Below are 21,914 nucleotides of genomic sequence, written 5' to 3'. Positions count from 1 at the left end.
GCGTCTCCTCCACCGGGAAAATATTCGTGTCCGAGCCGATCCTGACGCTGACAGATGCTGTGGTTGCCTTCGACGCCCTGCGCGCGGTCGACGGCGTCAGCCTGACCGTGCCACGCGGCCAACGCCGCGCCATCATCGGCCCCAACGGCGCCGGCAAGACCACGCTGTTCAATGCCATCGCCGGCATGGTGCCGCCGAGCAGCGGCCGGATCATGTTCGATGGTCACGACATCACGAAGCTGCCGCCGCATCGCCGCGCGCAGCTCGGCATCTCCCGCACCTTCCAGATCACCAATCTGTTTCCGACGCTGAGCGTGCAGGACAACATGGTGCTGGCCTTGCGCGGGCTGTCGCCGCGCAAATTCTCGTTGTTCGGCAGGCCCGATACGGATTCCGTCGAAGCGCCGCGCATCGCCGCCGCGCTCGGCGCGGCCCGCATCGCGAAACGTGCCGATGTCACGGTCAAGGAGTTGTCCTATGGCGAACAACGCCAGCTCGAGATTGCGCTCTCGCTTGTCACGACGCCGACGATGCTGCTGCTCGACGAGCCGGCCGCCGGCCTGTCGCCGTCGGAGCGCTCAATGGTTGCGGAGATTATCCGGTCGCTGGATCGCGACATCACTGTGGTGCTGATCGAGCACGACATGGATCTCGCGCTTGGTCTCGTCGACTTCGTAACGTGCATGTTTGAAGGTCGCATTCTGGTGGAGGAAGCGCCGGAGGGCATCCGTCGCAACCACAAGGTCCAGGAAGTGTATCTCGGGAAGCCGCGTCATGCTTGAGGTTCGCGATCTGCATAGCGGCTATGGCGAGGCGCTTGTCGTGCGTGGCGTTTCTCTTGACATCGGCGCCGGCGAGATCGTCGCGCTGCTCGGCCGCAACGGCATGGGCAAGACCACCTTCATCCGCTCCATCATCGGCTTGGCACCGCCTCAGGTCCGCTCCGGCACCATCACCTGGCGCGGCGAAAGTCTGGTCGGCCTGCGCCCGCACGACATTGCCGGCCGCAAGATCGCGATCGTGCCGCAAGGCAGACGGCTGTTTCCGTCGCTGACAGTGACCGAACATCTCACCATGCTGAAGAGCGCGCGCGCGAAGGATGGCTGGACCGTCGATCGTGTGTTCGGGATTTTTCCCCGCCTTGCGGAGCGGCGGCATCACCGCGGCGGACAATTGTCCGGCGGCGAGCGCGGTATGCTCGCGGTCGGCCGCGCGCTGATGATCGATCCGCAGCTGATCCTGATGGACGAGCCATCCGAAGGCCTGGCGCCGGTGATGGTGCAGCATCTCGAAGAAATCGTTCTTGGTCTGAAGCGCGAGGGGCTGTCGATCCTGCTGGTCGAACAGAATCTCTACAGCGCATTGGCCGTCGCCGACCGGGTATACATCCTCGAGACCGGACAGGTCGTGCATCAGGGCGATGCGAAAGAACTCAGTCAGCATACCGATCTGCTATTCCAGCGCCTCGGCGTGCAGTGAGCAGAATCATGGGCGATGACCCGTCGGCGCCGCCGGCCGCCGAACTGAACCGAGTAAAGTGAACCGCATGCCTATCATCGATATGCACACCCATACCATCAGCAAACGCGTCGAGCCGCTGATCGCCGGCCAATACGATCCGATGGACAATCCCTATCGCCGCGACATGTCTCCGGAGAGTCGGGCCACCGACGCCGAGCAAGGCAAGCTGTTGCCGAGGCTGATGCTCGACGTCGCAGCGCGCCGCGAGGCGATGCAGCGGATGGGTGTCGAATTTCAGATCATCGCGCCGGCGCCGGCGCAGCAGCACTACTGGGCCGGTGAAGAATTGCAGGTGGCGCTGTCGCGGGTACAGAACGAGGATGTCGCCGCATTGGTCGCCGAGGACCCCGCGCATTTCGCCGGCATGGGCACATTGCCGATGCGGTTTCCCGCTCGTGCTATCGAGGAAGCTGTGCATGCGGTCGAGACGCTCGGACTGCGCGGCTTTCAGATCGACACCCGTGTCGAGAATCTCGAATTGTCGGATTCCGCCTTCGATCCTCTCTATGCGCGGCTGGCGAAGCTGCGCGTGCCGTTGTTCGTGCATCCGCTCGGCTTCTCGCATGGCCAGCGGCTGGGTGATTTCTTCATGGTCAACAGCCTCGGCCAGCCGATCGAGGAAGCCATCGCTATCTCGCATTTCATTCTCGGCGGTGTGCTCGACCGTCATCCAGACCTTAACGTGGTGATCGCGCATGGCGGCGGCTTCTATCCGTTTTATGTAGGCCGGATGGATCATGCCTGGAAGGTGCGCCCCGAGATTCGACGTCTCACCGCCGACGCGCCGTCGAGCTACCTGAAACGACTGTGGTTCGACACCTGCGTGTTCCGTGCCGATCTGATCGAAACTTTGGTGGCGATGGTCGGTGCTGATCGGGTGATGATGGGTTCCGATTATCCCTTCGATATGGGGGACGCAGATCCGGTAGGTCTCGTGAACAGCGCGCGGCTGTCAGACGCCGATTGCGCGAAACTCACCTTCAGCAATGCGAGCCGGCTGTTCAAGATCCCATTGCCGGACGCATAAGCAGCGGCGCCTGCTTCCGGCCAGGGCGGAATGCTCCCGCAATGTCTTCGGCAAAGCAGCGTGTGATTCTCGTTTGAAGGTCACTTAGTGGTAACCCGTGTATTTGGCGGGGCAACAGGTCGAAGCGATTTCAACCGCTCCGGCCTGGCTTCGCCATCGGCTCTTTGATCCGGACTGGCGATCTCGACCACGCAGCCGGAACCGGGATAGATCGTCAGACGAAAGCCGTGAAGCTTGACGATCGCGGCCACAAGATTGAGGCCAAGACCGAATCCAGGTGCGCTTCTTAGTTTGTCCGATCGATAGAACCGCTTCAGGACGATATCGCGTTCGTGCTCGCTGATTCCCGAGCCGGTGTCTTTTATGCGCACGATGCTTTCTGCGTTGCCGCGGAGCAGCGCGATGTCCACGCGGCCTCCCTCCGGCGTAAATTTGACCGCATTATCGACGAGGTTGACGACGGCCTCCATCAGCAGGTCGCGGTCACCGTCTACCGTCGGTGCGTGCGCGAGGTCGATGTGCAAGGTGATGCCCTTGTTTTCCGCAATCGGGTCGTAGAGCTCGCCCACCTCGCGCACCAGGTCGGCAAGCGCCACCTTGCCGAAGCCGGCCGACTTGCGGCTATTTTCGATCTCGGCAAGTCGCAAGAGGGCTGTGGCAATTGCCAGCGATTGATCGATCCCGGTAACTGCTCTGTCTGTGATGAGTTGAAGCTGCTCCAGCGTCTTGGCGTTGCTACGACCGCGTTCGAGTATCAAACGCACGCGCGCGAGTGGTCTGCGCAGATCATGAGCGATGTCGTTGCCAATCCCGGCGATGGCATGAATGAGGGTCTCGATCTCGTCGAGCATGCCATTGACGATTGCTGCAAGCTTGGAGAACGGGTCATCTCTTGCTTGGCCAGGCAAGCGTTCGCGCAAATTCCCTGCGACGATGCGCTGAACCCGCTGGTTGACGTCCGCGATCCGTTTCTCGGCGCGCACGCTCAGCAGCGCACCCACCGCGAGGCAAAGCACGAGGGCCGGGATTAGGCCCAGTGCCAGGGCCTGGCCGACAACCTTCAATAGTTCGATGGCTTCATCGACATTGCGGCCGATGACAAGCACATCGCCGCCAGGCAGACGTTTTCCGATCGCGCGAACGACGCGCGTTTCAACGCCGTTTGCGCCGCTTTTCTTCACCTCGACGCTCTGCGCCGAATCATCAAGCTTGAGGCCGGGCGGCAGGCTTTCGAGATTGCCTGCCGTTCTGCTCCCGTCCGGACGAAACAGCCCCACGAACTGGACGCCTCGCGGGTCCGCCTTCAAGTGATAGTCGATCGCATCCGTTTTCCGCTCGCCGGGCAACGTCGATATCACCTTCAATTGCAAAGCGATGACGTGATCGGAGCGTGCTACCAGGTAACGGTCGGTCGTCCAGTAAATGAAGCCAAACAACACAATCACGAAGATCGCAAAGGCGCCGGCGGCCAGGGCGGCTGAGCGAAATGTCGTTGTGCGCACAAACTCAGGGAGGTTCATAAACTAGCTGGCTATTTGAAAGCAGTTCCCCGCCGATGCCAGCTTAGCCTATTCTCAATTTCCTCGCGAATCGCCGATGGAATCGGTGCAATTACTACTTTTATACCACCGGAGTAGTTGTGGTAGGCAGAAATCCGGGCCGCAAGCGACGCCGCGGCAAGAGCCGCGGATCGCCGTCCGTGCATCGTCACCCGCGCACGCCGATCCTTGACCGATCTTTGGCGGCAGTCTTCACCTTCTCGAATGCCCGCACCTCAATCTGTCGAACGCGCTCGCGAGACACTTTGAATTCTACTGCGAGGTCTTCCAATGTCTTTGGCTTATCGACGAGATGGCGCGCTTCGAATATACGCCGTTCGCGATCGTTGAGCACGCCAATTGCGCGAAAGAGCAGTTCGCGCCGGTGATCCATTTCGTCATGTTCGACGACGACGGCTTCCGGCGAGGGACTCTCATCGACGAGGTAGTCCAGGAATTCCCCGGGGCTTCCTTCGTCATGGATTGGTGCGTTTAGCGATGCGTCTCCGCCCAGGCGCCGATTCATATCAACGACATCCTGATTCGTGACGCCGAGGGTCGTCGCAATCGCTTCGACCTGCTCGGGCCGCATATCGGTGTTTTCAAGAGCGGCGATCTTGGCCTTGGCCGAGCGAAGCTTGAAGAACAGTTTTTTCTGGTTCATCGTGGTGCCGATCTTCACGACTGACCAGGATCGCAAAATGTAGTCATGAATAGCGGCCTTGATCCACCAGATCGCATAGGTAGCGAAGCGGAAGCCTCGCTCAGGTTCGAAACGATTTAGAGCCTGCATCAGGCCGACATTGCCTTCGGATATGATCTCCGAAATCGGCAGACCATAGCCGCGGTAGTTCATCGCAATTTTGGCGGCGAGACGCAGATGGCTGGTGACGATCTGGTCCGCAGCCTTGCGATCGCCATGGTCCCGCCAGCGCTTGGCGAGCTGGTACTCCAGTTCCTTCCCGAGGAACGGGAAACGTCGAACATCACCCAAATAACTTGAACCAGGGTTCTTCGCGGTGGGTGCGGGCCGGCTACGAGCAGGAAACGATCCACGGGTGCCTGGTCCGGAATGATTTATGTGGGTCCCATCGACATTCATCTCAACTGCTCCGGTTGTGGAAACGTGGCCCTGATGCGTCGGTTCGGACGTCGACGCATCACACGCGATAGACAGAAGATAATGGCGGACCGTCCGGCATCCATTAAAATGGCTGTTAGCAGACTAAATTCGAGTTGAAAGAGTTCGTTGGGGTGTTGCAACAAACAACGCTCGACCGGTCGTCGACGTCAATTGGATCGAACAGGACAGGCAATTTCAGCTACGCAGCCCGCCCCAGTGTTCAGTGTTAAGCGGAAGCCGTGCAACTTGACGATTGCCGAGACGAGGCTCAGACCCAAGCCCGCTCCACGCGTATTTCGACTCTTGTCGGATCTGTAGAAGCGCCTCATGACCGCGTCCAGTTCGTCTTTTCCTATCCCCGGTCCCGTGTCCGAGACCCGAATGATGTTTTCATTTTCGCTGCGGACCAAAGAAAGCTTGATGCATCCGCCCGCGGGCGTGAATTTGACCGCGTTGTCGACCAGATTCGCCACTGCCTCGAAGAAGAGGTCACGGTCGCAACGTGCTGTTGCGTTATCTGCAGACGCGACCCGCAGCGTCACGTGCTTGTCTTCCGCAATCGGGTCGTAAAAGTCCCCGACTTCCCGCACGAGGTCCGCCAGCGCGACGTCGCCGAAGTGGGCTTTGCCTCGGCTGTTCTCGATCTCGGTAATCCGCAGCAGTGCAGTTATGATTGTGAGCGATTGGTCGAGGGCGCCAACCGCCCGGTCCGTGACGGATTGCAATTCCTCAAGGGTCTTGGCGTTGGCGCGACCGCGTTCAAGGCCGATTCTCACACGGGTGAGCGGTGTGCGCAGATCGTGGGCTATCTCATTGCCGACCCCGGCCATCTCGGTGACGAGAACTTCGATTTCGTCCAACATGCCGTTTGCGATCACAGCAAGCTTATCGAACGGATGATCAAGCCCCGAGACCGGGATGCGCTCGCGCAAGTTGCCCGATATGATGCGCCGAACGAGAGCATTCAAATCTGTGACGCGCCGTTGAACTCGGACACTTAGAATCGCGCCGATAGCCAAGCTCAAGCCGAGGGCGAAGGGAAGGGCCACGAGCAGCGCACGTGCCACCACTTCAGCCAGCTCTCCGAGCTCGCCGTTGTGACGGGCTATCACCAACACATTTCCGTTTGGAAGACGGCGGGCAATGGCCCGAACGGTCATCATTTCCCGCCCGCGCTGGTCGACCCTGACAGCCAGCACGTTCTCGACCGTCGCATCGACCATGAGCCCCGGCGGCATGCTTTCCAGATTGCCGGCGATCCGATGTCCGTCCGCGCCGAACAAGCCGGCGAGCTTTATGCGACGCGGATCCTCGCTCAGCCGATCTTCAATCGCATTCAGCTGGCGGTCCGGCGTGTCGGCCGCGACGGCAAGACTTTCCTCGGTGATCGCGGCGTCCATCCGCGCCAGCAGATAAGACGCAGCCTCCCAATAGACGAAGGCCGAGAATAGCAAAATGCAAACCGCGAACGCGATCGAAGTCCAACGGAAGGTTGTGGTGCGGACGAAATCAGGAAGTTTCACGAAGAATAAACCCGGCGCATCGGACATAGTGGATCATCGGAGAGCATCTGGTCCGTCCACCATGTGCCGTAGCCGACCATGTGGGCATCTACCAGATTGGTTGCAGGCACGAACTTGTAGTTCCATACCTCCTCGCGGATCACTGTGTCCGTTTCAGCAGTTGATCGCTTGCTGCATCTAAAATTAGGGCGATGAATCCCGGACCGCCATTAAATAGCGTTTTACAATTAAAACTTAGCCAGCGCGCATTGCAGCACGGCCGGTGCCAAGCCTCAGCGGCAGTAGGCCGCCGTGCCGATACGGGCTTCCCAAATGCTCCACTGCGAGCGGCTCTGTCGCTTGAATTACATTCTTCGGTCTCGCATGGGCTAAGTCGAGCGTGCGACTCGAATTACAGGTTGGCTGCGATGCCGACGTCGTTGTGACGAAACAATCTGCCATCATTGGCTCGCGCAGATTTTGCCCGAGCTGTCGAGTTTGTGATGAGCACGGTGCTCGTTTCATCCTACATCAGGAAATGCGGCGCTTGGCTTGCGTTTCCGACGAGAACGAGAATCGGGACCTCGAAGAAGAGCCAACATTCGCGAAACGGTGCGACCGACGATCTCGCAGGCGGTGCGGCCAACCCGCCGGACTGATTCTCTGACGCGATAGACCTGGTAACTCGGCTGTCGTGAAGTCTGGCGCGGCGAACCTCGTTTTGTCTTACCGCAAGGGCACGGGACAGGAGTAGCTGATGCAGGATCATGACGTGCAACCATTGCACCTGACGCGACGGCGGATGCTGGGTGGAATGGGGATCGCCAGCCTGGCGCTGATGTCCTCGCCGGCATCGGCGCAACAGACGGTCGATCTACATGTGCCGGGCGGTCCGAGTGCGCGGATAATCACCACATCCTATCCGCAAAAGGGGCGCATGATCCTGCAGCGTTCGAGCCCGCCATGGCTCGAGACGCCCTTCGAAGTCTTCGACAAGGGCGTGTTCACCCCAAACGACCAGCATTATGTCAGCTGGCACTGGGCGAATTTTCCGGGCGACATTGATGTGGATGGCTTTCGTCTGACGGTGCGCGGCCAGGTCAATCAAACCCTTTCGCTGTCGCTCAAGGATATCTTGCAGGGCTTGCCGAGATTCGATATCGCCGCGGTCAACCAATGCGCCGGCGCTTCGCGCATCTACGCCGATCCACGCGTTGCCGGCGCTCAATGGGCAAATGGTTCGATGAGCAACGCGATCTGGACCGGTGTGCGTCTCAAGGGCGTGCTTGACCGCGCCGGTGTAAAACCTGGCGCCATTCAGGTCCGTTTCGGGGGCCTGGACGAGCCGGTGATACCGGAGGCGCCGAAATTCCTGAAGTCGCTGACCATCGACCACGCTCGCAACGGCGAGGTGATGATCGCCTTCGCCATGAACGGCGAGCAGCTTCCATTATTGAACGGATTTCCGTTGCGGCTCGTCGTACCCGGCTGGTGCGGGGTCTACTGGATCAAGATGCTGAACGACATCGAAGTGCTGGATCAGCCCGACACCAATTACTGGACGGCGACCGGCTACCGCGTGCCCGATACGCCGCACAATACCGTCAAGCCTGGCGAGACCGGATTCAAGATGGTGCCGGTGACGCGCAATGCTCCGCGGTCGTTCATCACCAATATTCGCAACGGCGACAGCGTGCCGGCGGGGACCCCGGCTTCGGCGCGGGGCATCGCCTTCGGCGGCGATTGTGGCGTTGCCCGCGTCGATCTGTCGATCGATGGCGGCAAGGGCTGGCAGCCGACCCAGCTCGGTGCGGATCAGGGGACATATGGCTTTCGGCAATGGCAGACGCAATTTGCGCTGCCTGCGCGCGGCGCGCACACCCTGATGGTCCGCTGCACCAACACCAAGAACGAGGCGCAGCCTGATTTCCGGATCTGGAATCCGGCCGGCTACCTGTACAACACCATTGAAACGACCCATGTGGTCGCGGCCTGAGGAGGAACCAGGAATGCCGCGTGCTGTTCTGCCGATGGTCGCCGTTCTGGCTCTCGTTCTGTTGCCGCATCCCGGCCAGGCCGCGACGATCACCACATTGAAGTCGCCGAAATTGGATGTCCCCACCAGCGACGCGATGTTCCCCGCCGGTCCGGGATCCGATGCGATCAACAACAGCTGCCTCGCCTGCCACTCGGCCGATCATGTGTTGAACCAGCCTTCGTTGTCGAGGGAGGCTTGGCAAGAAGTCGTCAACAAGATGATCACAGCCTACAAGGCTCCTATCGGCGCCGACGACGCCAAAGCGATCGTGGACTATCTGGTCCGCACCAAAGGCGCTTCATAGGTCCGGTAAGTCGCAAGCGCTCAGCGAGAGCATGCTCGCCGCTCAAACTTTAACGAATGGAAATCAGTTCGCTATGACGAAACTTGGAATCAGCGTTGGAATACTGGCAACGGTCTTCTGCTTGTCGGTCGGAGCACAGACCATCAACGTCATGGTCCTCGACCAAGCCGGCGCCCAGACGGTGCTGCAAGCAGCGAAGGAGAGCGCGCAGCAGCGGAATGCGCCCTCGGCAATCGCAGTGGTTGATCCCGCCGGGGATCTGCTTGCTTTCCAGCGGATGGATGGTGTCCGCCCGGCGAGCACGGACCTCGCCATCGACAAGGCACGAACGGCTGCGCGGCTACGACGGCCGACGGCGGAGATCGAGGACAACATTAATCAGGGCCGAACGGCATTCGTCACCGCCGGCATCGCGGCACTGCGCGGCGGCGTGCCGATACGCGTAAACGGCGAAGTCGTGGGCGCAGTAGGTGTTGCCGGCTTGAGCAAGGAGACCGACACCGAGATCGCGAACACCGCGGCGGCCGCCCTGAACCCCTCACGGCAGACAGTTCAGCCCAGGTGACGGAGCTACTGTTCGTGTGGGCCTATGGGCGCGGATGAACATCGGCCGTTTTCTCGCAGCTGCGGCCCGGTTCTTCCCGGAACGTCCGGCTATTTCCTTGGGCGCGGCCCTTTACGAGCTACGCTGAAAGCGCAGCAAAGAGCGCGTAGCACGCCGTCTGCGGCGCGCTGCAGCACAAGAGCAACATATTCGAGGGTAAAGCCGCAGCAGCGTGCACATCGCGGGATGGCTTTTCATGAGCCGGATTAGAATGGACGCTTGCTGGCACCTGCCGTGATGCGAAAAGGTGCGGCTCATTCGGCTGCTTGCAGCGCCCAATCTTCCTTCGGGCGAGCGGCGATGTGTTCGAGCCAGCGATACACGCGAGGATCGTCACAAGCCGTTACGTTGAATCGCATCCACGGCGAACGCTGTAGATGCGGCCGGAACACCACGCCGGGGGCGATCATGATGCCGTGACTTGAGGCACTTTTAGTCAGCGCGATTGCGTTGTCTACGTGCGGAAAACGCGCCCACAGGAACATGCCGGCTTCCGGCTCGACGAACAACTGCAGTCCGATGCGTTCGAAGGCCTGGATCACGTGAAGCCTGCTTTCGCCCAACCTCTTGTGAAGGCGGGTGAGAAATTTCCGATAGTGACCGTCGATCAGCATTGCATAGAGCACGCGCTCGATAAGCTGAGAGCTCGTGATGCTGGAAAGCATCTTGACGTCGGCAAGGTCATCGGCGATCGGCTGACGCGCTGCCAGGAAGCCGACGCGAAGACTGCCCGACAAGGTCTTCGAGAAGCTTCGCGCATAGATCACCCTGTTGAGTTGATCGAGCGCGGCCAGCCGTGGTGTGTTCTTGGTTTGAAGATCGCAGAAGATGTCATCCTCAACGATCAGGAAATCAAATTGTTCGGCAAGTTGCAGCACCCGGAAACCAACGTGCGGGCTCATGTTGGTTCCAGTCGGATTTTGCAGCACCGACTGAGTGAAATAGATTCGCGGGCGGTGCTCGGCCGCGAGCTGTTCGAGCGCGGCCAAGTCGGGGCCATCGGGTTTGCGTGGAACGCCATGCAACCTTGCGCCGTGCTGACGTAGATTGCCGAACAAATTGTAGTATCCCGGATCGTCGACCAGCACCGCATCGCCAGGTTTGATGAAATGGCGAATAATCAAATCGAGCGCCTGGCTCGTGCCATGGGTCAGTACGATCTGCGTCGCGCTGGCTGTGATCCCCAGTTCCGAGAGCAAGAGTGCGAGATGCTCGCGAAGGGGCAAGTAGCCGTACGGGTTGCCGTATTCGATCAGATGCGTCCCGTTCTTGCGTGCCACAGCGCTCAAACTCTGCCGGATGCCCATTTCGTCCATCCACGCATTCGGGAGCCAGGGACCACCGGCGAGTAATGTTTCCTCGTTCGCTTCCAGCAGACGGCGGATCAGTGAGACCATTTCGTCGTTACGGTTCTGCACCTCCGAGGGCATGTAACGATCGGACTCATCGCGGACTGCCGTGGTGAAGAACCCCGCTCCACGTCGGGCCTTGAGATAACCCAGGGCAACCAGACGGTCATAAGACTCCACCGCTGTGAACCGGCTGATTCCATAGGACGTGGCAAACTTGCGGATGGACGGGAGCTTGGTGCCGGGACGCAAGCATCGCTCGTCAATCTGCCGACGGATCGCGTTAACGATCTGATCGACGAGCGGTCGCGGATCGTTCGGATCGAGGTTGATGGAGATCATCGTGCTCTCGATTGGCCTGCTCAAGGGACCAGTACAGTTCAGGAAGATGTCTGCGCAACTGTACATGTTTGTCAGCAAAATTGACAGCCATTGATGGCCGACAATTGATCGGTGGTGGCGCAAGAACAGCAGGTCGGCCGAATTTCGGCGCTATCGAGACCAATCAACCGATCGATTGACGCGTCGAATCCTCTCGTTTGGTCGGCATCAGGAATTGCGGTCAAGGCACTTGCACAAACCTGCGTCGATCAAGTCACTCGATCAAGTCATTCGAAAGGCCTCTGTTCATGACCACTATGACTCTTGCTGTCCCTGATTACGCAGCCATCAAGGAGCGTCAGCGGGCGACGTGGGCCTCTGGCGACTACGCCGTGGTCGGCACGACACTACAGATCGTCGGCGAGCGCCTCTGCGATGCGGTCGATATCTGCGCCGGTGAGCGCGTGCTGGACGTTGCCGCCGGCAACGGCAACGCCACGCTCGCAGCCGCCCGCCATTTTGCGGAGGTCACCTCAACTGACTACGTCGAGGCTCTGCTCGATCGCGGCAAAGAGCGCGCCGCCGCCGAGCGTCTGCCCGTGGCTTTCCGGCAGGCGGATGCCGAGGCGTTGCCCTTCGCTGATGGCAGCTTCGACGTCGCAGTGTCGACCTTCGGCGTAATGTTCGCTCCGAACCAGGAGAAGGCGGCGTCGGAAATATCGCGCGTGGTTCGCAAAGGCGGGCGCATCGGTCTTGCCAACTGGACGCCTGAAGGTTTCATCGGCCAGCTTTTCAAAAACATCGGAAAGCACGTTCCACCGCCGGCTGGCGTCAAGTCGCCTGCGCTTTGGGGCACCGGTGCGCACCTTGCCGAGCTCTTCGCCGGTTGTCAGGTGAAGGCTTCAAAGCGGATCTTTAACTTCCGTTACAAGTCGCCAAGCCATTGGCTCGAAATCTTCAAGACCTACTATGGCCCAACGCATCGGGCATTCGCAGCGCTTGACGCGACGAAGCAAGCCGCTCTGGAGGCCGACATTGTCGACCTGCTCAAACGGATGAATCGCGGCGGTAGCTCCACGCATATCGTGCCGAGTGAGTATCTCGAGGTGGTTATTACAAAGGCTTGAGGCAGCACCTGCCGCTAAGGACAAAGTCTCGCGTTGTGTTGCTACTGCTTATGGCGGCACGACGCGCGGCATTGAGAATTGTCTGATGAATGATTTGTCGTCAGCAAGGAGGCTGGTCGATTGGCTCGCACAGTCCGATCCTTCATCCCACAATCGAATTGCGATCTTGCTCTGATGAATTTTCAGAAGAACGATGTCATGTCGGAGGAAACGCTTTCGGCATTGATCAGCGAGATCTATGACGCAGCGTTAGGCTCGTCGCTGTTGCAGGACGTTCTGGAAAAACCCTCTGTATTTGTCGGAGGAGAGGCAGCCGCTATCTCCTCGAAGGATTCGGTCAGCGAGACGGCAGACATGACCCACGGGTTTGAGTGGGCACAGCCGCAGGGTTCGGTCGACGTGGCGACCCCCGTGTTCGAAAAGTCGACAGCGAGCGACGCTGTTTTTGGCTTGTTCGGGCATGAGCAGGACGGGCCATCCGATAGTCTCATGCGTCATCGTATGACGCTGCTGGCGCCTCATGTCCGGCGCGCCGTCCTGATCAGCAAGACGATTCAGTTCTATCGAGCAGAGACGGCGAGGTTGGCGGACACGCTCGATAGCCTTGCGGCGGGTCTCTTTCTCACCGCTGAGAAGGGGCGCTTGGTTCAGGCAAACTCGAATGGCCATGCCATTATTTCTGACGGGTCGATTTTGCGCGCAGCAGGCGGGCATTTGGTCGCGACAGACCCGATCGCGGGCGCTGCGATGCGAGCTGCATTTGCCGGCATCGACATCGGGGATGCAGACCTTGGTAAGCAGGCTATTGCCGTGCCGCTGACCGCGGCCGACGGGCAACACTATGTCGCACATATCCTGCCGTTGACCTCGGGCGCGCGCCAAAAGATTGGCACCGGACATTCAGTCGTCGCCGCCGTATTCGTCTGCAGGACTCAGCTTGAGGCGCCAGCCGCGCCGCAGGCCATCGCAGAACTCTATGGTCTGACGCCACGCGAGCTTCGCGTTCTGCTCGCCGTGTTCGAATCCGGCGGCGTTTCGGGTGTCGCGGCGGCGCTTGGCATTTCGGAATCTACGACGAAGACGCATCTCAATCGGCTATTCGCGAAGACAAACACCAGGCGTCAGGCCGATCTGGTGAGACTAGTCGCGGGCTTCACCGGACCGGTCGATACCAGGTTCTCTTTAACTGGAAAAATCACGCTTTGAAGAAAATGTATCGATCGGTTGACGCGGCGCGGTGCGAATCTCTTCAAAAGCTCTCTCTCTACGAAAAGCAACAAGGCCGAAACATTCAAAAGGAGCGACCATGCGTAAGTCTATCGTTCTCGCTGTGCTGGCTACGGCTGCATTTGCCAGTTCAGCCGATGCCGCCGATGATCATCACGCGACAGTACAGCCCGATGCGCTGAAATGGACCGCACCTGCGGCCTATGGGGCGGGCGCGCAGTTTTCGGTGATCAAGGGCGATCCCACCAAGGAAGGCATGTACGTCGTCCGGTTGAAGGTGCCTGCGGGCTTCAAGATTCCCGCGCATACCCATCCCAACGACGAGAACGTGACGGTGTTGTCGGGTGTCTTCCATATCGGCACCGGCGACAAGCTCGACGAAGAGAAGGGCGAGACGATCAAGGCCGGCGGCTATTCCTATGTCGCCAAGGGCATGACGCATTACGCGGTCTTCCCGGTCGAGACCGTGATCCAGCTTCACGGCATGGGGCCGCAAGGCATCACCTATGTGAACCCGGCCGACGATCCGCGGAAGAAATAGTTTGAACTCCGGTCATCAACCCAACGGAACCGGCGTCGGTCACGGTCAGGCGTGACCGGCCTCCTAGGGGCGGTCGCGGAAACGGCTGACCCGGCGGGAGCTGAAAATCACAGAAGATGCATCGCAAGGAACGCAAATCATGACATCCAAACCGGTTGCGGCGAAAAACTGGGACGGAGCGATGATGGCGCTCGTATGCGGCTCCATCATCCTGCTTCTGTCTCTCGGGATACGTCACGGCTTCGGCCTTTTCCTCAAGCCCGTTACGGCAGGTCAGGGGTGGGGACGTGAGACCTTCGCTTTTGCGATTGCACTGCTGAATCTTGTCTGGGGTGCCAGCCAGCCATTTGCCGGAATGCTTGCCGATCGTTTCGGTGCGCCGAAGATTATCGCCGTCGGCGCCGTGCTCTACGCTGCCGGTCTGTGGCTGATGTCCACTGCGACGAATGAGCTTAGCTTCATTTTTGGGGCAGGCGTGTTGGTTGGGCTCGGCCAATCCGGAACGACGTTTCCTGTCATCCTCGGAGCGATTAGCCGGCTGGTCGCGCCGGACCAACGTTCGCTCGCGATGGGTATCACTATGGCGGTCGGCTCCTTCGGCCAGTTCATCATGCTTCCCGCAACCCTTGGCCTCATCGGCTGGCTGAATTGGCATGGGGCCTTGGTCGCGTTGTCCGCGCTCTCATTGCTGATTTTGCCGCTTGCCTATGGCATGAAAGAAGCAGCGCAGACGGAAAGCACCCAGGTGCGACGAACCACGGCGCGCGAAGCGCTCGCAGAGGCTTTCGCGTCCCGGGATTTCTGGCTGCTGGCATTCGGCTTTTTTGCTTGCGGTTTTCAGGTCGTCTTCATCGCCGTGCACCTGCCGGCGCTGCTTGCGGACAAGGGCATCGACGCGTCCGTTGCAACGACGGTGCTGGCGCTGATCGGCCTCTTTAATGTCGTAGGCACCTATTACGCCGGGCTTTGGGGTGGCACGCGAAGCAAGCCGATGATGCTGTTTTGGGTCTACCTCTGCCGCGCGGCTGTTATCGCTGCGTTCGTTATTATTCCAGCGTCCGCCGTCTCCGCGTATGGCTTCGGCGTGCTGATGGGCTTGTTCTGGCTCTCCACGGTGCCTTTGACCAACGGGACCGTGGCGACGGTCTGGGGTGTACGGCATATGTCGATGCTGGGTGGAATCGTCTTCTTCATGCATCAGGTCGGTGGTTTCGTTGGCGGCTGGTTTGGCGGTTGGCTGTATGACCGCACTGGCTCCTACGATATCGCCTGGGCTGTTGCGATCGGACTCAGCATTATCGCGGCGTTCCTCAATTATCCCATCAAGGAAGTCCCTGTGGCTCAGCGACCGGTGGAGGGCGCTGCGTGAACGCGGAAAATGCTTTGAACCTGTCGCTGCTCGCACTGGCCGGCGTCATGACCCTTGCCGCATTCACAATCTATCGCACGCCGGCAATGGCCTTTTTTCTTGAGGGATTCAGGTTTTGCGGATGAACGTCCAGCGCAGGTCGCCCGGCTGGCGCACGGCGGCTTTTCGATTTGGCGCTCAACTCAAGACCGCAACTAGCAAGCAACGTATGGTTTCCCATGAAGAAAGACACGGATTCCGCTGGCGGTTCGCCGCATTCGAGAGAGCCGGTGGAAGAGTCGGGCGCATCCTCCAGGTCCGCAGCCAAAACGAAGGCGAAGGCGGTGATGACGGCGACCATGAAACGCAGGGCCCTGAAGCCAAAGAAGGCGAACGCGGGCGCGGGTCGCAATCGGGAGGAATCGTCACAAAATTGAACGGCGATTTGCTGTGGCTCCGGCGACACACCGTGCCCTTTTCCCGTGACCTCAACCGGACGGTTGATGCGGCGCGGCCGGCGACCCGGCGATGTGGCACGATGAAGTATTCGGCCACATGGTCTGGTTTTCGATGACACGGTACAGCGCTTACGCACGCACGGGAACATTATCGGCACCGCGCGCCGAAACACGACCGAACCATGCGGGCGGCCTTCGTCCCGGCGCTCTCGCTTGTCGCCGCGATTCGGCCGGCTGGCGCGCCATGCTGTTCGGCACGGTCGCCGCGGGCGCGCTGTGCCTCGCTGCGCCGCGTTCGGCCACGGCCGGTCCCGATCTGTGCGTCCCCGGCGCGGGCAATGACGTCATCTGCAGCGGCGATCAGTCGGGTGGCATCGACGCGGGGCCTGCAGGCGATTTCAATCCGGCGCCGGGCACCACCCTGCACATCAACAATCTGACCCAAGACATCGGCCCCCTTCCAAGTGACGAAGGAATCCGCTGGTCTGGGGTTGCTGGCAACATCAATATCATCAGCAATACGGGCAGCTTCGCCATCCGCGCCGATGTCGGCATGAATCTGTTCAGCTTCACTGGTGCATCCACAACCCTGAATCATACCGGCAACATTTTCGCTGGTGCCACTGGAATTGCCGCCCAGTCCGGGGCCGCTGGTCCGACGGTTGCGGGCACGGTGTCGATCACCATGAACGGTAATATCGTCAGCGGCGGGACCGGAATTTCCGCCGACTCCACGAATATCGGTAACGGAGGTGCCGGCACGGTCACCGTCAACTTCACCGGCAACATAACGGCAGGCAACAACAGGGCGATTAGGGCGGAGTCAAACGTCAACACAGGAGACGGTAATTCCGGCGACGTGATTGTTACAAGCAATGGCAACATCGCCGGGAGCATCGGTGCGAAATCAAGCGTCGTTCAAGGAAACGGCAATTCCGGCGCCGTGGAGGTGTCGCACAAGGGCAGCCTGAGCACGGGCGGGATCAATGCAGGCTCCGTTGTCGGCGGAGACGGCAATTCCGGCTCGGCGATCGTTTCCAATACCGGCAATATTTCTGCTGGTGCCATAACGGCCGACTCGATCGTGGGCGGCGTCGGCAATGCGGCGGCCGTTACCGTTTCCAATACCGGCAACATCAGCAGCACCAACACGCCTCGTTTGATTTCCGCGATTTCGCAGGCCAAGACCAACGGCGACGCCGGCGACGTGACGGTCGCCAGCAAGGGCAATCTGACCGGAGGTATTGGCGCCGGAGGTATTGGCGGCATCGAAGCGAAGTCGTTGGCTGCCGGGGCTGGTAATGCCGGCGAAGTTATCGTCATCAACACCGGCAATATCGCATCATCGGCACTCGCAATTCTCGCAAACTCGACCGCGACCGGCACAGGCGAGGCCAAGCAGGTGACGATAACAAATTTCGGCAACACCAGCGGCCTGAATGCGGCCACCAGGTCCGTCAGCGGAAAGGCAGGCGCGGCAGCGGTCAACAATATCGGCGATGTCACTAGCAACACCATCGGGATCTTTTCGCTGGCCTCTGCGACCAGCGGCGACGCGGCTACCGCCGCCGTTACCAGCACAGGCAATATCACATCCCGCGACGACGGGATCATGGCGCGGTCGCTCTCCGGCACCGGTGCCGCTGCTAATGTGAACGTCACCAGCACGGGCAATATCACTGCCGGCGGCATTGGTATTTCTACGAACTCCTTTGGCGGCGCGGGAGCTGGAAATACTAAAATCACCATCAACGGCGGGACGGTGCTTGGTGGCACCGGCCCTGCCGTGCAGATGGCCGGGGGTGTCACCAACGAGTTGACGATCGGGGCGACCGCAGCCCTTTCAAGCCTAAGTGGCGATGCGGTTACGGGAGCTTCCGGTGTTGAAATCGTCAACAATTCCGGCGGCGTCACCGGCAACGTCAAGCTCGGCGCGGGCGCCAACGTATTCAACAATCTCGCCGGGGCGCTGTTCAACTCCGGTTCGATCGTCGATCTCAACCCCTTGAACACCGGCTTGCTCACTAATGCCGGCACGTTTGCGCCGGGCGGCATCGGCACGCCGCCGATCACCACGACGCTGACGGGTAATTTTGTCCAGGGCGCCGGCGGCGCCTTCGCCGTCGACGTGGGCAACGGCACAGCGGATAAGGTCAACGTGTCCGGCACCGCCGCGCTTGCCGGCACCGTGCTGCCGACGATCAAGGGCCTGGTCGCAGCGGCGCAGCAATTCACCATCCTTTCGGCCGCCGGCAACATCATCAACAACGGCATCACCGTCAAGGATACACTGGTCTTCGATTATGAGCTGCTGTTTCCCAATGCGCAGGACATGGTGCTGGCGGTGACGGCGAACTTCACGCCGGCCGGTGCGGCGCTCACGCCGAACCAGCGAGTGACGGCCGCGCACCTGCAAAGCGCGCTCGGCGCGGGCGGCGGCACGCTCGGCGGCCTGTTCGGCTATCTCGGCAATCTTGCCGGTGTTTCTTCCTATGCGGCGGCGCTCGACCGGCTGCACGCCGAGCCCTATCTCGCACCGATCAAGTCGGTAGTGCTCGGCAATCTCGGTTTCACCGACAGCCTGATGAGCTGTCCGACGGCGGCAAGCACCGACGCCAGCGTGTTCATCGCGGAAGGCCAGTGCGCCTGGGCGCGGATGGGCGGACGCGTGCTGAACGTGGACCGGACGGTTGAGAATATCGGCTACCAGGACAAGACGTGGAGCGCCTCGACCGGCGTGCAGTTCGCGCTGGCGCCGAGCTGGTTCGGCAGCATCGCTGCCGGCTATGAGAGTTCCGACATCAAGGTCGATAACCGCGCCTCCGCCACGGGAAATCTGTTCCACATCGGCGGAGGAGCCAAATATATCCGCGGCAACTGGCAGATCTCGGGCGCTCTCACCGGAGGCCATGCGCGCTACGACGTCACCCGCTTCGACGTGACGCCTGGTGTGCGGGCCAATGGCGACCAGTCGTTGAGCTTCCTCTCCGGTCGCGTGCGGGCTGCCTATGTGTTCGGAAACGACAACGCCTACATCAAGCCGCTGGTCGATTTCGACGCGATCGGGATTTTTCGCGGCGGCATCCTGGAAACCGGTGCAGGCCCGGTCGGGCTGAATGTGCACGGGCAGACCGACACCCTGTTCTCAATTGCGCCGGCGGTGGAGGTGGGCGGTCAGTTTGCCTATGGCAACGGCACTCTGTTGCGGCCGTTCGCGCGTGCCGGAGTCCGGGCGTTCAGCGAGGACAATCTGAAGGCAACGGCGTCATTCATCGGCTCGCCGGCGGGCGTGCCGGCCTTCACCGTGACGACGCCGCTCGATCAATGGATGGGCGAAGTGTCCACCGGCCTCGAAGTGCTGAGCAGCGATCGTTACGATGGGCGCATCAGCTATGACGGCCGTTACGGCGAGCGCCTCACCCAGCATGGCGGCAGCGTCAAGATCCGCGCTAAATTCTGATGATGTCGCGAGGAAGCCGCATCGACTGACCGTATGGAATGGATTTGGACGGACGGTCAGGCCATCCGGCTGCCGGGTCATCGCGAGCCGCGTCGGATCATGTCGGCCGTCAATCAATCATTGGCAGCCGGCGTTCCGAAAAATCAGGCCTTCCGGTTCATTTTCAAAGTCGCTCAAAACAATCACATCGGACAATTTGAAAGGTAATCTTTAATGAACACGATTTTTGCTGCGCCGGACTACGCAGCCATCAAGGAACGTCAGCGGGCGACGTGGGCCTCCGGCGATTACGCTGTAGTGGGCAGGACGCTGCAGATCGTGGGCGAGCGTCTTTGCGATGCAGTTGACATTCGCTCTGGTGAACGAGTTATCGACGTCGCTGCCGGCGACGGCAACGCGACGCTTGCAGCCGCACGCACGCCACTTTGCAGAAGTAACCTCGACTGATTACGTTGCCGCTCTGCTGGAACGTGGCAAGGAGCGAGCCGCTGCCGAACGTCTGGACGTGGCATTCCGCCAGGCGGACGCCGAAGCGCTTCCCTTCGCCGATCGCAGCTTTGACATCGCGTTGTCGACTTTCGGGGTCATGTTTACGCCGGATCAAGAGCGGGCAGCTACCGAAATGTTTCGCGTAGTCCGTGGCGGCGGACGCATCGGTCTCGCCAACTGGACCCCGGACGGCTTCATTTGCCAGGTCTTCAAAATCATTGGTCGGTATGTACCGCCACCAGCCGGCATCAGGTCCCCGGCGCTTTGGGGCACGGAAGCGCGCCTTACGGAACTGTTTCCTGAATGTCGCGTGAAGACTTCAAGGCGGATTTTCAACTTCCGCTACAAGTCAACGGACCATTGGCTGGCCGTATTCAAAAACTTCTATGGTCCGACCCATCGGGCGTTCGCGGCGCTCGACACGACAAAGCAGGCTGCTCTTGAGGCCGACCTCGCTGGCTTGCTCGAACGGATGAATCGCGGCGGCAACGGTTCCCTTGTCGTGCCCAGCGAGTATCTCGAGGTGGTTGTCACAACGCCACTTTAAGTTTACATTGGCCGACGAAATCTCGTGCAGTGCGAACGCGGAGAAGCCGTTCGAGGGCGCGAGATGTTCTACATGGTACAGAGATATGTCGGAGGCAGAGCTATCGGATCTGATCGGCGAGATTTACGACGCCGCGCTTGAGCCGGAGCTGTGGGAAGTGGTTCTGCAAAAATCATCGGTGTTTGTCGGTGGAGGCGCAGCCAGCATCTATTCGAAGGATGCTGTCTACAAGACTGCGGACTTGACTTACCACTTTGGGGTCGCCGGAGAATTTCAGGAAAGCTACCTCGACAAGTACGTCAGAATGGACCCCACCACGCCGGGGCTGTTCTTTTTCGAGGTCGGCGAAGTCGTCGATATTACCAACATCCTTCCTTATGACGAGTTTCTCGATACGCGCTTTTACAAGGAATGGGTGCAGCCGCAGGGCTGGGCCGACATGGTGACGTCGGTGCTGGACAAGTCGACGACCGGCTACGCCGTTTTCACCGTCTTCCGACACGAACTGAATGGACGGTCGGATGAGAATGCGCACCGTCGCATGAAACTCCTGGCGCCCCATGTCCGGCGCGCCATTTTGATCGGCAGGACCCTTCAGCTCAATCGCACCGAAGCGGCGACACTGGCGGACACGTTTGACAGCCTTGCCGCAGGCTTGTTTCTCATTGATGTCAAAGGGCGCCTGGTCCGCGCAAACCTGAATGGCCACATTATTCTTTCCGAAGGAGCGATTCTGCGTGCGGCAGGCGGGTATTTGAGTGCCGCCGATCCGGCTACCAACGAAGCGATGCTGGCCGCCTTTGCTTGCGCCGAAATGGCAGATGCGAATTTCGCGGCGCATGGAGTTGCCGTGCCGTTGGCCGGGACTAACGGGCAAAACCACGTCGCCTACATTCTGCCGCTGACCTCACGCGCGCGGCAAAGAACGGGCGTGGGGTACGCAGCCGCGGTCGCCATGTTCGTGTGCAAGGCGCAGGCTGAATCGCCGCCCGTGCCCGAAGTCATTGCGAAACTCTACCGTCTGACGCCGAGCGAGCTTCGTGTTCTGCTCGCTGTGTTCGAATCCGGCGGAGTGCCGGAAATAGCCGAAGTGCTCGGCATTTCCGAGGCAACGGCGAAAACGCACCTTAACCGGCTGTTCGCGAAGACCGGCACCAAACGCCAGTCCGACCTGGTGAAATTAGTCGCCGGATTCGCCGGCCCGCTCGCCAAATCGGATTGAACCTTCGATAAGCGGCACCCGTCGAAACTGTAAAGTTGCATTCCGTGTAGCGCGCCCGTGCTGCGGGTGATACCGTGTGGAAAGTTGCGCCATCGAAGCCACTCAACCGTTTGGTTGACGCATCGAATCTCTCCCCGTGTTCGAACTCGCAGACGTCATTTCCACAGT

At 60.2% G+C, this 21,914-nt stretch carries 17 protein-coding genes and 1 pseudogene; 13 read left to right on the top strand and 5 right to left on the bottom strand.

All coding sequences use genetic code 11. The features are described from left to right. Nucleotides 1-26: 26 nt before the first annotated feature. The 3 genes from N554_RS0134520 (at nucleotide 27) to N554_RS0134510 (ending at nucleotide 2,548) form a co-directional block, all read left to right on the top strand. Nucleotides 27-782 (top strand): ABC transporter ATP-binding protein, encoded by a 756-nt coding sequence (locus N554_RS0134520; protein WP_036055089.1) that lies wholly within the window; start codon nucleotides 27-29, stop codon nucleotides 780-782. After that, a complete protein-coding gene (locus N554_RS0134515) occupies nucleotides 775-1,479 on the top strand; it encodes an ABC transporter ATP-binding protein (protein ID WP_029587613.1) in 705 nt (234 codons plus the stop codon). The genes N554_RS0134520 and N554_RS0134515 overlap by 8 nt, the downstream gene beginning before the upstream one ends. Nucleotides 1,480-1,546: 67 nt before the next feature. After that, nucleotides 1,547-2,548 (top strand): amidohydrolase family protein, encoded by a 1,002-nt coding sequence (locus N554_RS0134510; protein ID WP_036055086.1) that lies wholly within the window; start codon nucleotides 1,547-1,549, stop codon nucleotides 2,546-2,548. Nucleotides 2,549-2,628: 80 nt separating this feature from the next. On the opposite strand, the gene N554_RS0134505 is transcribed toward N554_RS0134510, so the two are convergent. The 3 genes from N554_RS0134505 to N554_RS0134495 form a co-directional block, all read right to left on the bottom strand. Then, nucleotides 2,629-4,068, bottom strand: a complete 1,440-nt coding sequence (locus tag N554_RS0134505) for a sensor histidine kinase (RefSeq protein WP_029587611.1) — start codon at nucleotides 4,066-4,068, stop codon at nucleotides 2,629-2,631. 187 nt (nucleotides 4,069-4,255) lie between these two features. After that, nucleotides 4,256-5,167, bottom strand: a complete 912-nt coding sequence (gene rpoH, locus N554_RS0134500) for an RNA polymerase sigma factor RpoH (RefSeq protein ID WP_256378773.1) — start codon at nucleotides 5,165-5,167, stop codon at nucleotides 4,256-4,258. Nucleotides 5,168-5,376: 209 nt separating this feature from the next. Then, nucleotides 5,377-6,759, bottom strand: coding sequence for a sensor histidine kinase (locus N554_RS0134495; protein ID WP_051677870.1), 1,383 nt, complete (start codon nucleotides 6,757-6,759; stop codon nucleotides 5,377-5,379). Between the two features lie 709 nt (nucleotides 6,760-7,468). Between N554_RS0134495 and N554_RS0134485 the strand changes: the two genes are divergently transcribed. The 3 genes from N554_RS0134485 to N554_RS0134475 all read left to right on the top strand — a co-directional run bounded on the left by N554_RS0134485 (nucleotide 7,469) and on the right by N554_RS0134475 (nucleotide 9,618). Beyond that, complete coding sequence (locus N554_RS0134485; protein ID WP_029587608.1) at nucleotides 7,469-8,707, top strand: molybdopterin-dependent oxidoreductase; 1,239 nt, start codon at nucleotides 7,469-7,471, stop codon at nucleotides 8,705-8,707. A gap of 13 nt (nucleotides 8,708-8,720) precedes the next feature. Next, the gene (locus N554_RS0134480) at nucleotides 8,721-9,053 is read left to right on the top strand and encodes a c-type cytochrome (protein ID WP_029587607.1); all 333 of its coding nucleotides are present in this window, start codon (nucleotides 8,721-8,723) and stop codon (nucleotides 9,051-9,053) included. 73 nt (nucleotides 9,054-9,126) lie between these two features. Then, nucleotides 9,127-9,618, top strand: a complete 492-nt coding sequence (locus tag N554_RS0134475) for a GlcG/HbpS family heme-binding protein (protein WP_197033839.1) — start codon at nucleotides 9,127-9,129, stop codon at nucleotides 9,616-9,618. Between the two features lie 293 nt (nucleotides 9,619-9,911). On the opposite strand, the gene N554_RS0134470 is transcribed toward N554_RS0134475, so the two are convergent. Continuing rightward, nucleotides 9,912-11,348, bottom strand: a complete 1,437-nt coding sequence (locus N554_RS0134470) for an aminotransferase-like domain-containing protein (protein ID WP_051677869.1) — start codon at nucleotides 11,346-11,348, stop codon at nucleotides 9,912-9,914. A gap of 287 nt (nucleotides 11,349-11,635) precedes the next feature. On the opposite strand from N554_RS0134470, the gene N554_RS0134465 reads away from it, so the two are divergent. From N554_RS0134465 to N554_RS0134450, 4 genes are all read left to right on the top strand, one after another. Next, the gene (locus N554_RS0134465; protein ID WP_029587604.1) at nucleotides 11,636-12,454 is read left to right on the top strand and encodes a class I SAM-dependent methyltransferase; all 819 of its coding nucleotides are present in this window, start codon (nucleotides 11,636-11,638) and stop codon (nucleotides 12,452-12,454) included. A 174-nt stretch (nucleotides 12,455-12,628) separates the two neighbouring features. Continuing rightward, nucleotides 12,629-13,660, top strand: coding sequence for a helix-turn-helix transcriptional regulator (locus N554_RS37730; RefSeq protein WP_051677868.1), 1,032 nt, complete (start codon nucleotides 12,629-12,631; stop codon nucleotides 13,658-13,660). A gap of 100 nt (nucleotides 13,661-13,760) precedes the next feature. Beyond that, entirely contained in the window at nucleotides 13,761-14,222 is a 462-nt protein-coding gene (locus N554_RS0134455; protein WP_029587602.1) for a cupin domain-containing protein, read from the top strand. A gap of 139 nt (nucleotides 14,223-14,361) precedes the next feature. Further along, nucleotides 14,362-15,591 (top strand): MFS transporter, encoded by a 1,230-nt coding sequence (locus N554_RS0134450; protein ID WP_210165393.1) that lies wholly within the window; start codon nucleotides 14,362-14,364, stop codon nucleotides 15,589-15,591. Nucleotides 15,592-15,661: 70 nt separating this feature from the next. Here the strand turns inward: N554_RS0134450 and N554_RS37035 are convergent, their stop codons facing one another. Next, nucleotides 15,662-16,036, bottom strand: a complete 375-nt coding sequence (locus tag N554_RS37035) for a hypothetical protein (protein WP_156042273.1) — start codon at nucleotides 16,034-16,036, stop codon at nucleotides 15,662-15,664. 62 nt (nucleotides 16,037-16,098) lie between these two features. On the opposite strand from N554_RS37035, the gene N554_RS0134435 reads away from it, so the two are divergent. From N554_RS0134435 to N554_RS0134420, 3 genes and pseudogenes are all read left to right on the top strand, one after another. Continuing rightward, nucleotides 16,099-19,488 carry an autotransporter outer membrane beta-barrel domain-containing protein gene (locus N554_RS0134435; protein WP_036055082.1) on the top strand — a complete coding sequence of 1,130 codons (3,390 nt, stop codon included), beginning with the start codon at nucleotides 16,099-16,101 and terminating at the stop codon, nucleotides 19,486-19,488. 213 nt (nucleotides 19,489-19,701) lie between these two features. After that, nucleotides 19,702-20,524 (top strand): annotated as a pseudogene (locus tag N554_RS37030) (class I SAM-dependent methyltransferase). Between the two features lie 85 nt (nucleotides 20,525-20,609). Beyond that, nucleotides 20,610-21,746, top strand: a complete 1,137-nt coding sequence (locus N554_RS0134420) for a helix-turn-helix transcriptional regulator (RefSeq protein ID WP_029587598.1) — start codon at nucleotides 20,610-20,612, stop codon at nucleotides 21,744-21,746. The last annotated feature ends 168 nt before the right edge of the window (nucleotides 21,747-21,914 follow it).

Source organism: Bradyrhizobium sp. URHD0069, assembly GCF_000701345.1.
In the GTDB taxonomy this organism is placed as follows: domain Bacteria; phylum Pseudomonadota; class Alphaproteobacteria; order Rhizobiales; family Xanthobacteraceae; genus Bradyrhizobium.
Note: the sequence above shows the minus strand (reverse complement) of the source record. Positions and strands in the feature narration are given on the sequence as shown.

Bases quoted from the DNA above. Each gene is read 5' to 3' on its own strand.
- N554_RS0134485 (WP_029587608.1), top strand. From the start codon at position 7,469: ATGCAGGATCATGACGTGCAACCATTGCACCTGACGCGACGGCGGATG.
- N554_RS0134515 (WP_029587613.1), top strand. From the start codon at position 775: ATGCTTGAGGTTCGCGATCTGCATAGCGGCTATGGCGAGGCGCTTGTC.
- N554_RS0134475 (WP_197033839.1), top strand. From the start codon at position 9,127: ATGACGAAACTTGGAATCAGCGTTGGAATACTGGCAACGGTCTTCTGC.
- N554_RS0134510 (WP_036055086.1), top strand. From the start codon at position 1,547: ATGCCTATCATCGATATGCACACCCATACCATCAGCAAACGCGTCGAG.
- N554_RS0134455 (WP_029587602.1), top strand. From the start codon at position 13,761: ATGCGTAAGTCTATCGTTCTCGCTGTGCTGGCTACGGCTGCATTTGCC.
- N554_RS0134480 (WP_029587607.1), top strand. From the start codon at position 8,721: ATGCCGCGTGCTGTTCTGCCGATGGTCGCCGTTCTGGCTCTCGTTCTG.
- N554_RS0134420 (WP_029587598.1), top strand. From the start codon at position 20,610: ATGTCGGAGGCAGAGCTATCGGATCTGATCGGCGAGATTTACGACGCC.
- N554_RS0134470 (WP_051677869.1), bottom strand. From the start codon at position 11,348: ATGATCTCCATCAACCTCGATCCGAACGATCCGCGACCGCTCGTCGAT.
- N554_RS0134495 (WP_051677870.1), bottom strand. From the start codon at position 6,759: ATGTCCGATGCGCCGGGTTTATTCTTCGTGAAACTTCCTGATTTCGTC.
- N554_RS0134435 (WP_036055082.1), top strand. From the start codon at position 16,099: ATGTGGCACGATGAAGTATTCGGCCACATGGTCTGGTTTTCGATGACA.
- N554_RS37730 (WP_051677868.1), top strand. From the start codon at position 12,629: ATGAATTTTCAGAAGAACGATGTCATGTCGGAGGAAACGCTTTCGGCA.
- N554_RS0134465 (WP_029587604.1), top strand. From the start codon at position 11,636: ATGACCACTATGACTCTTGCTGTCCCTGATTACGCAGCCATCAAGGAG.
- N554_RS0134505 (WP_029587611.1), bottom strand. From the start codon at position 4,068: ATGAACCTCCCTGAGTTTGTGCGCACAACGACATTTCGCTCAGCCGCC.
- N554_RS0134450 (WP_210165393.1), top strand. From the start codon at position 14,362: ATGACATCCAAACCGGTTGCGGCGAAAAACTGGGACGGAGCGATGATG.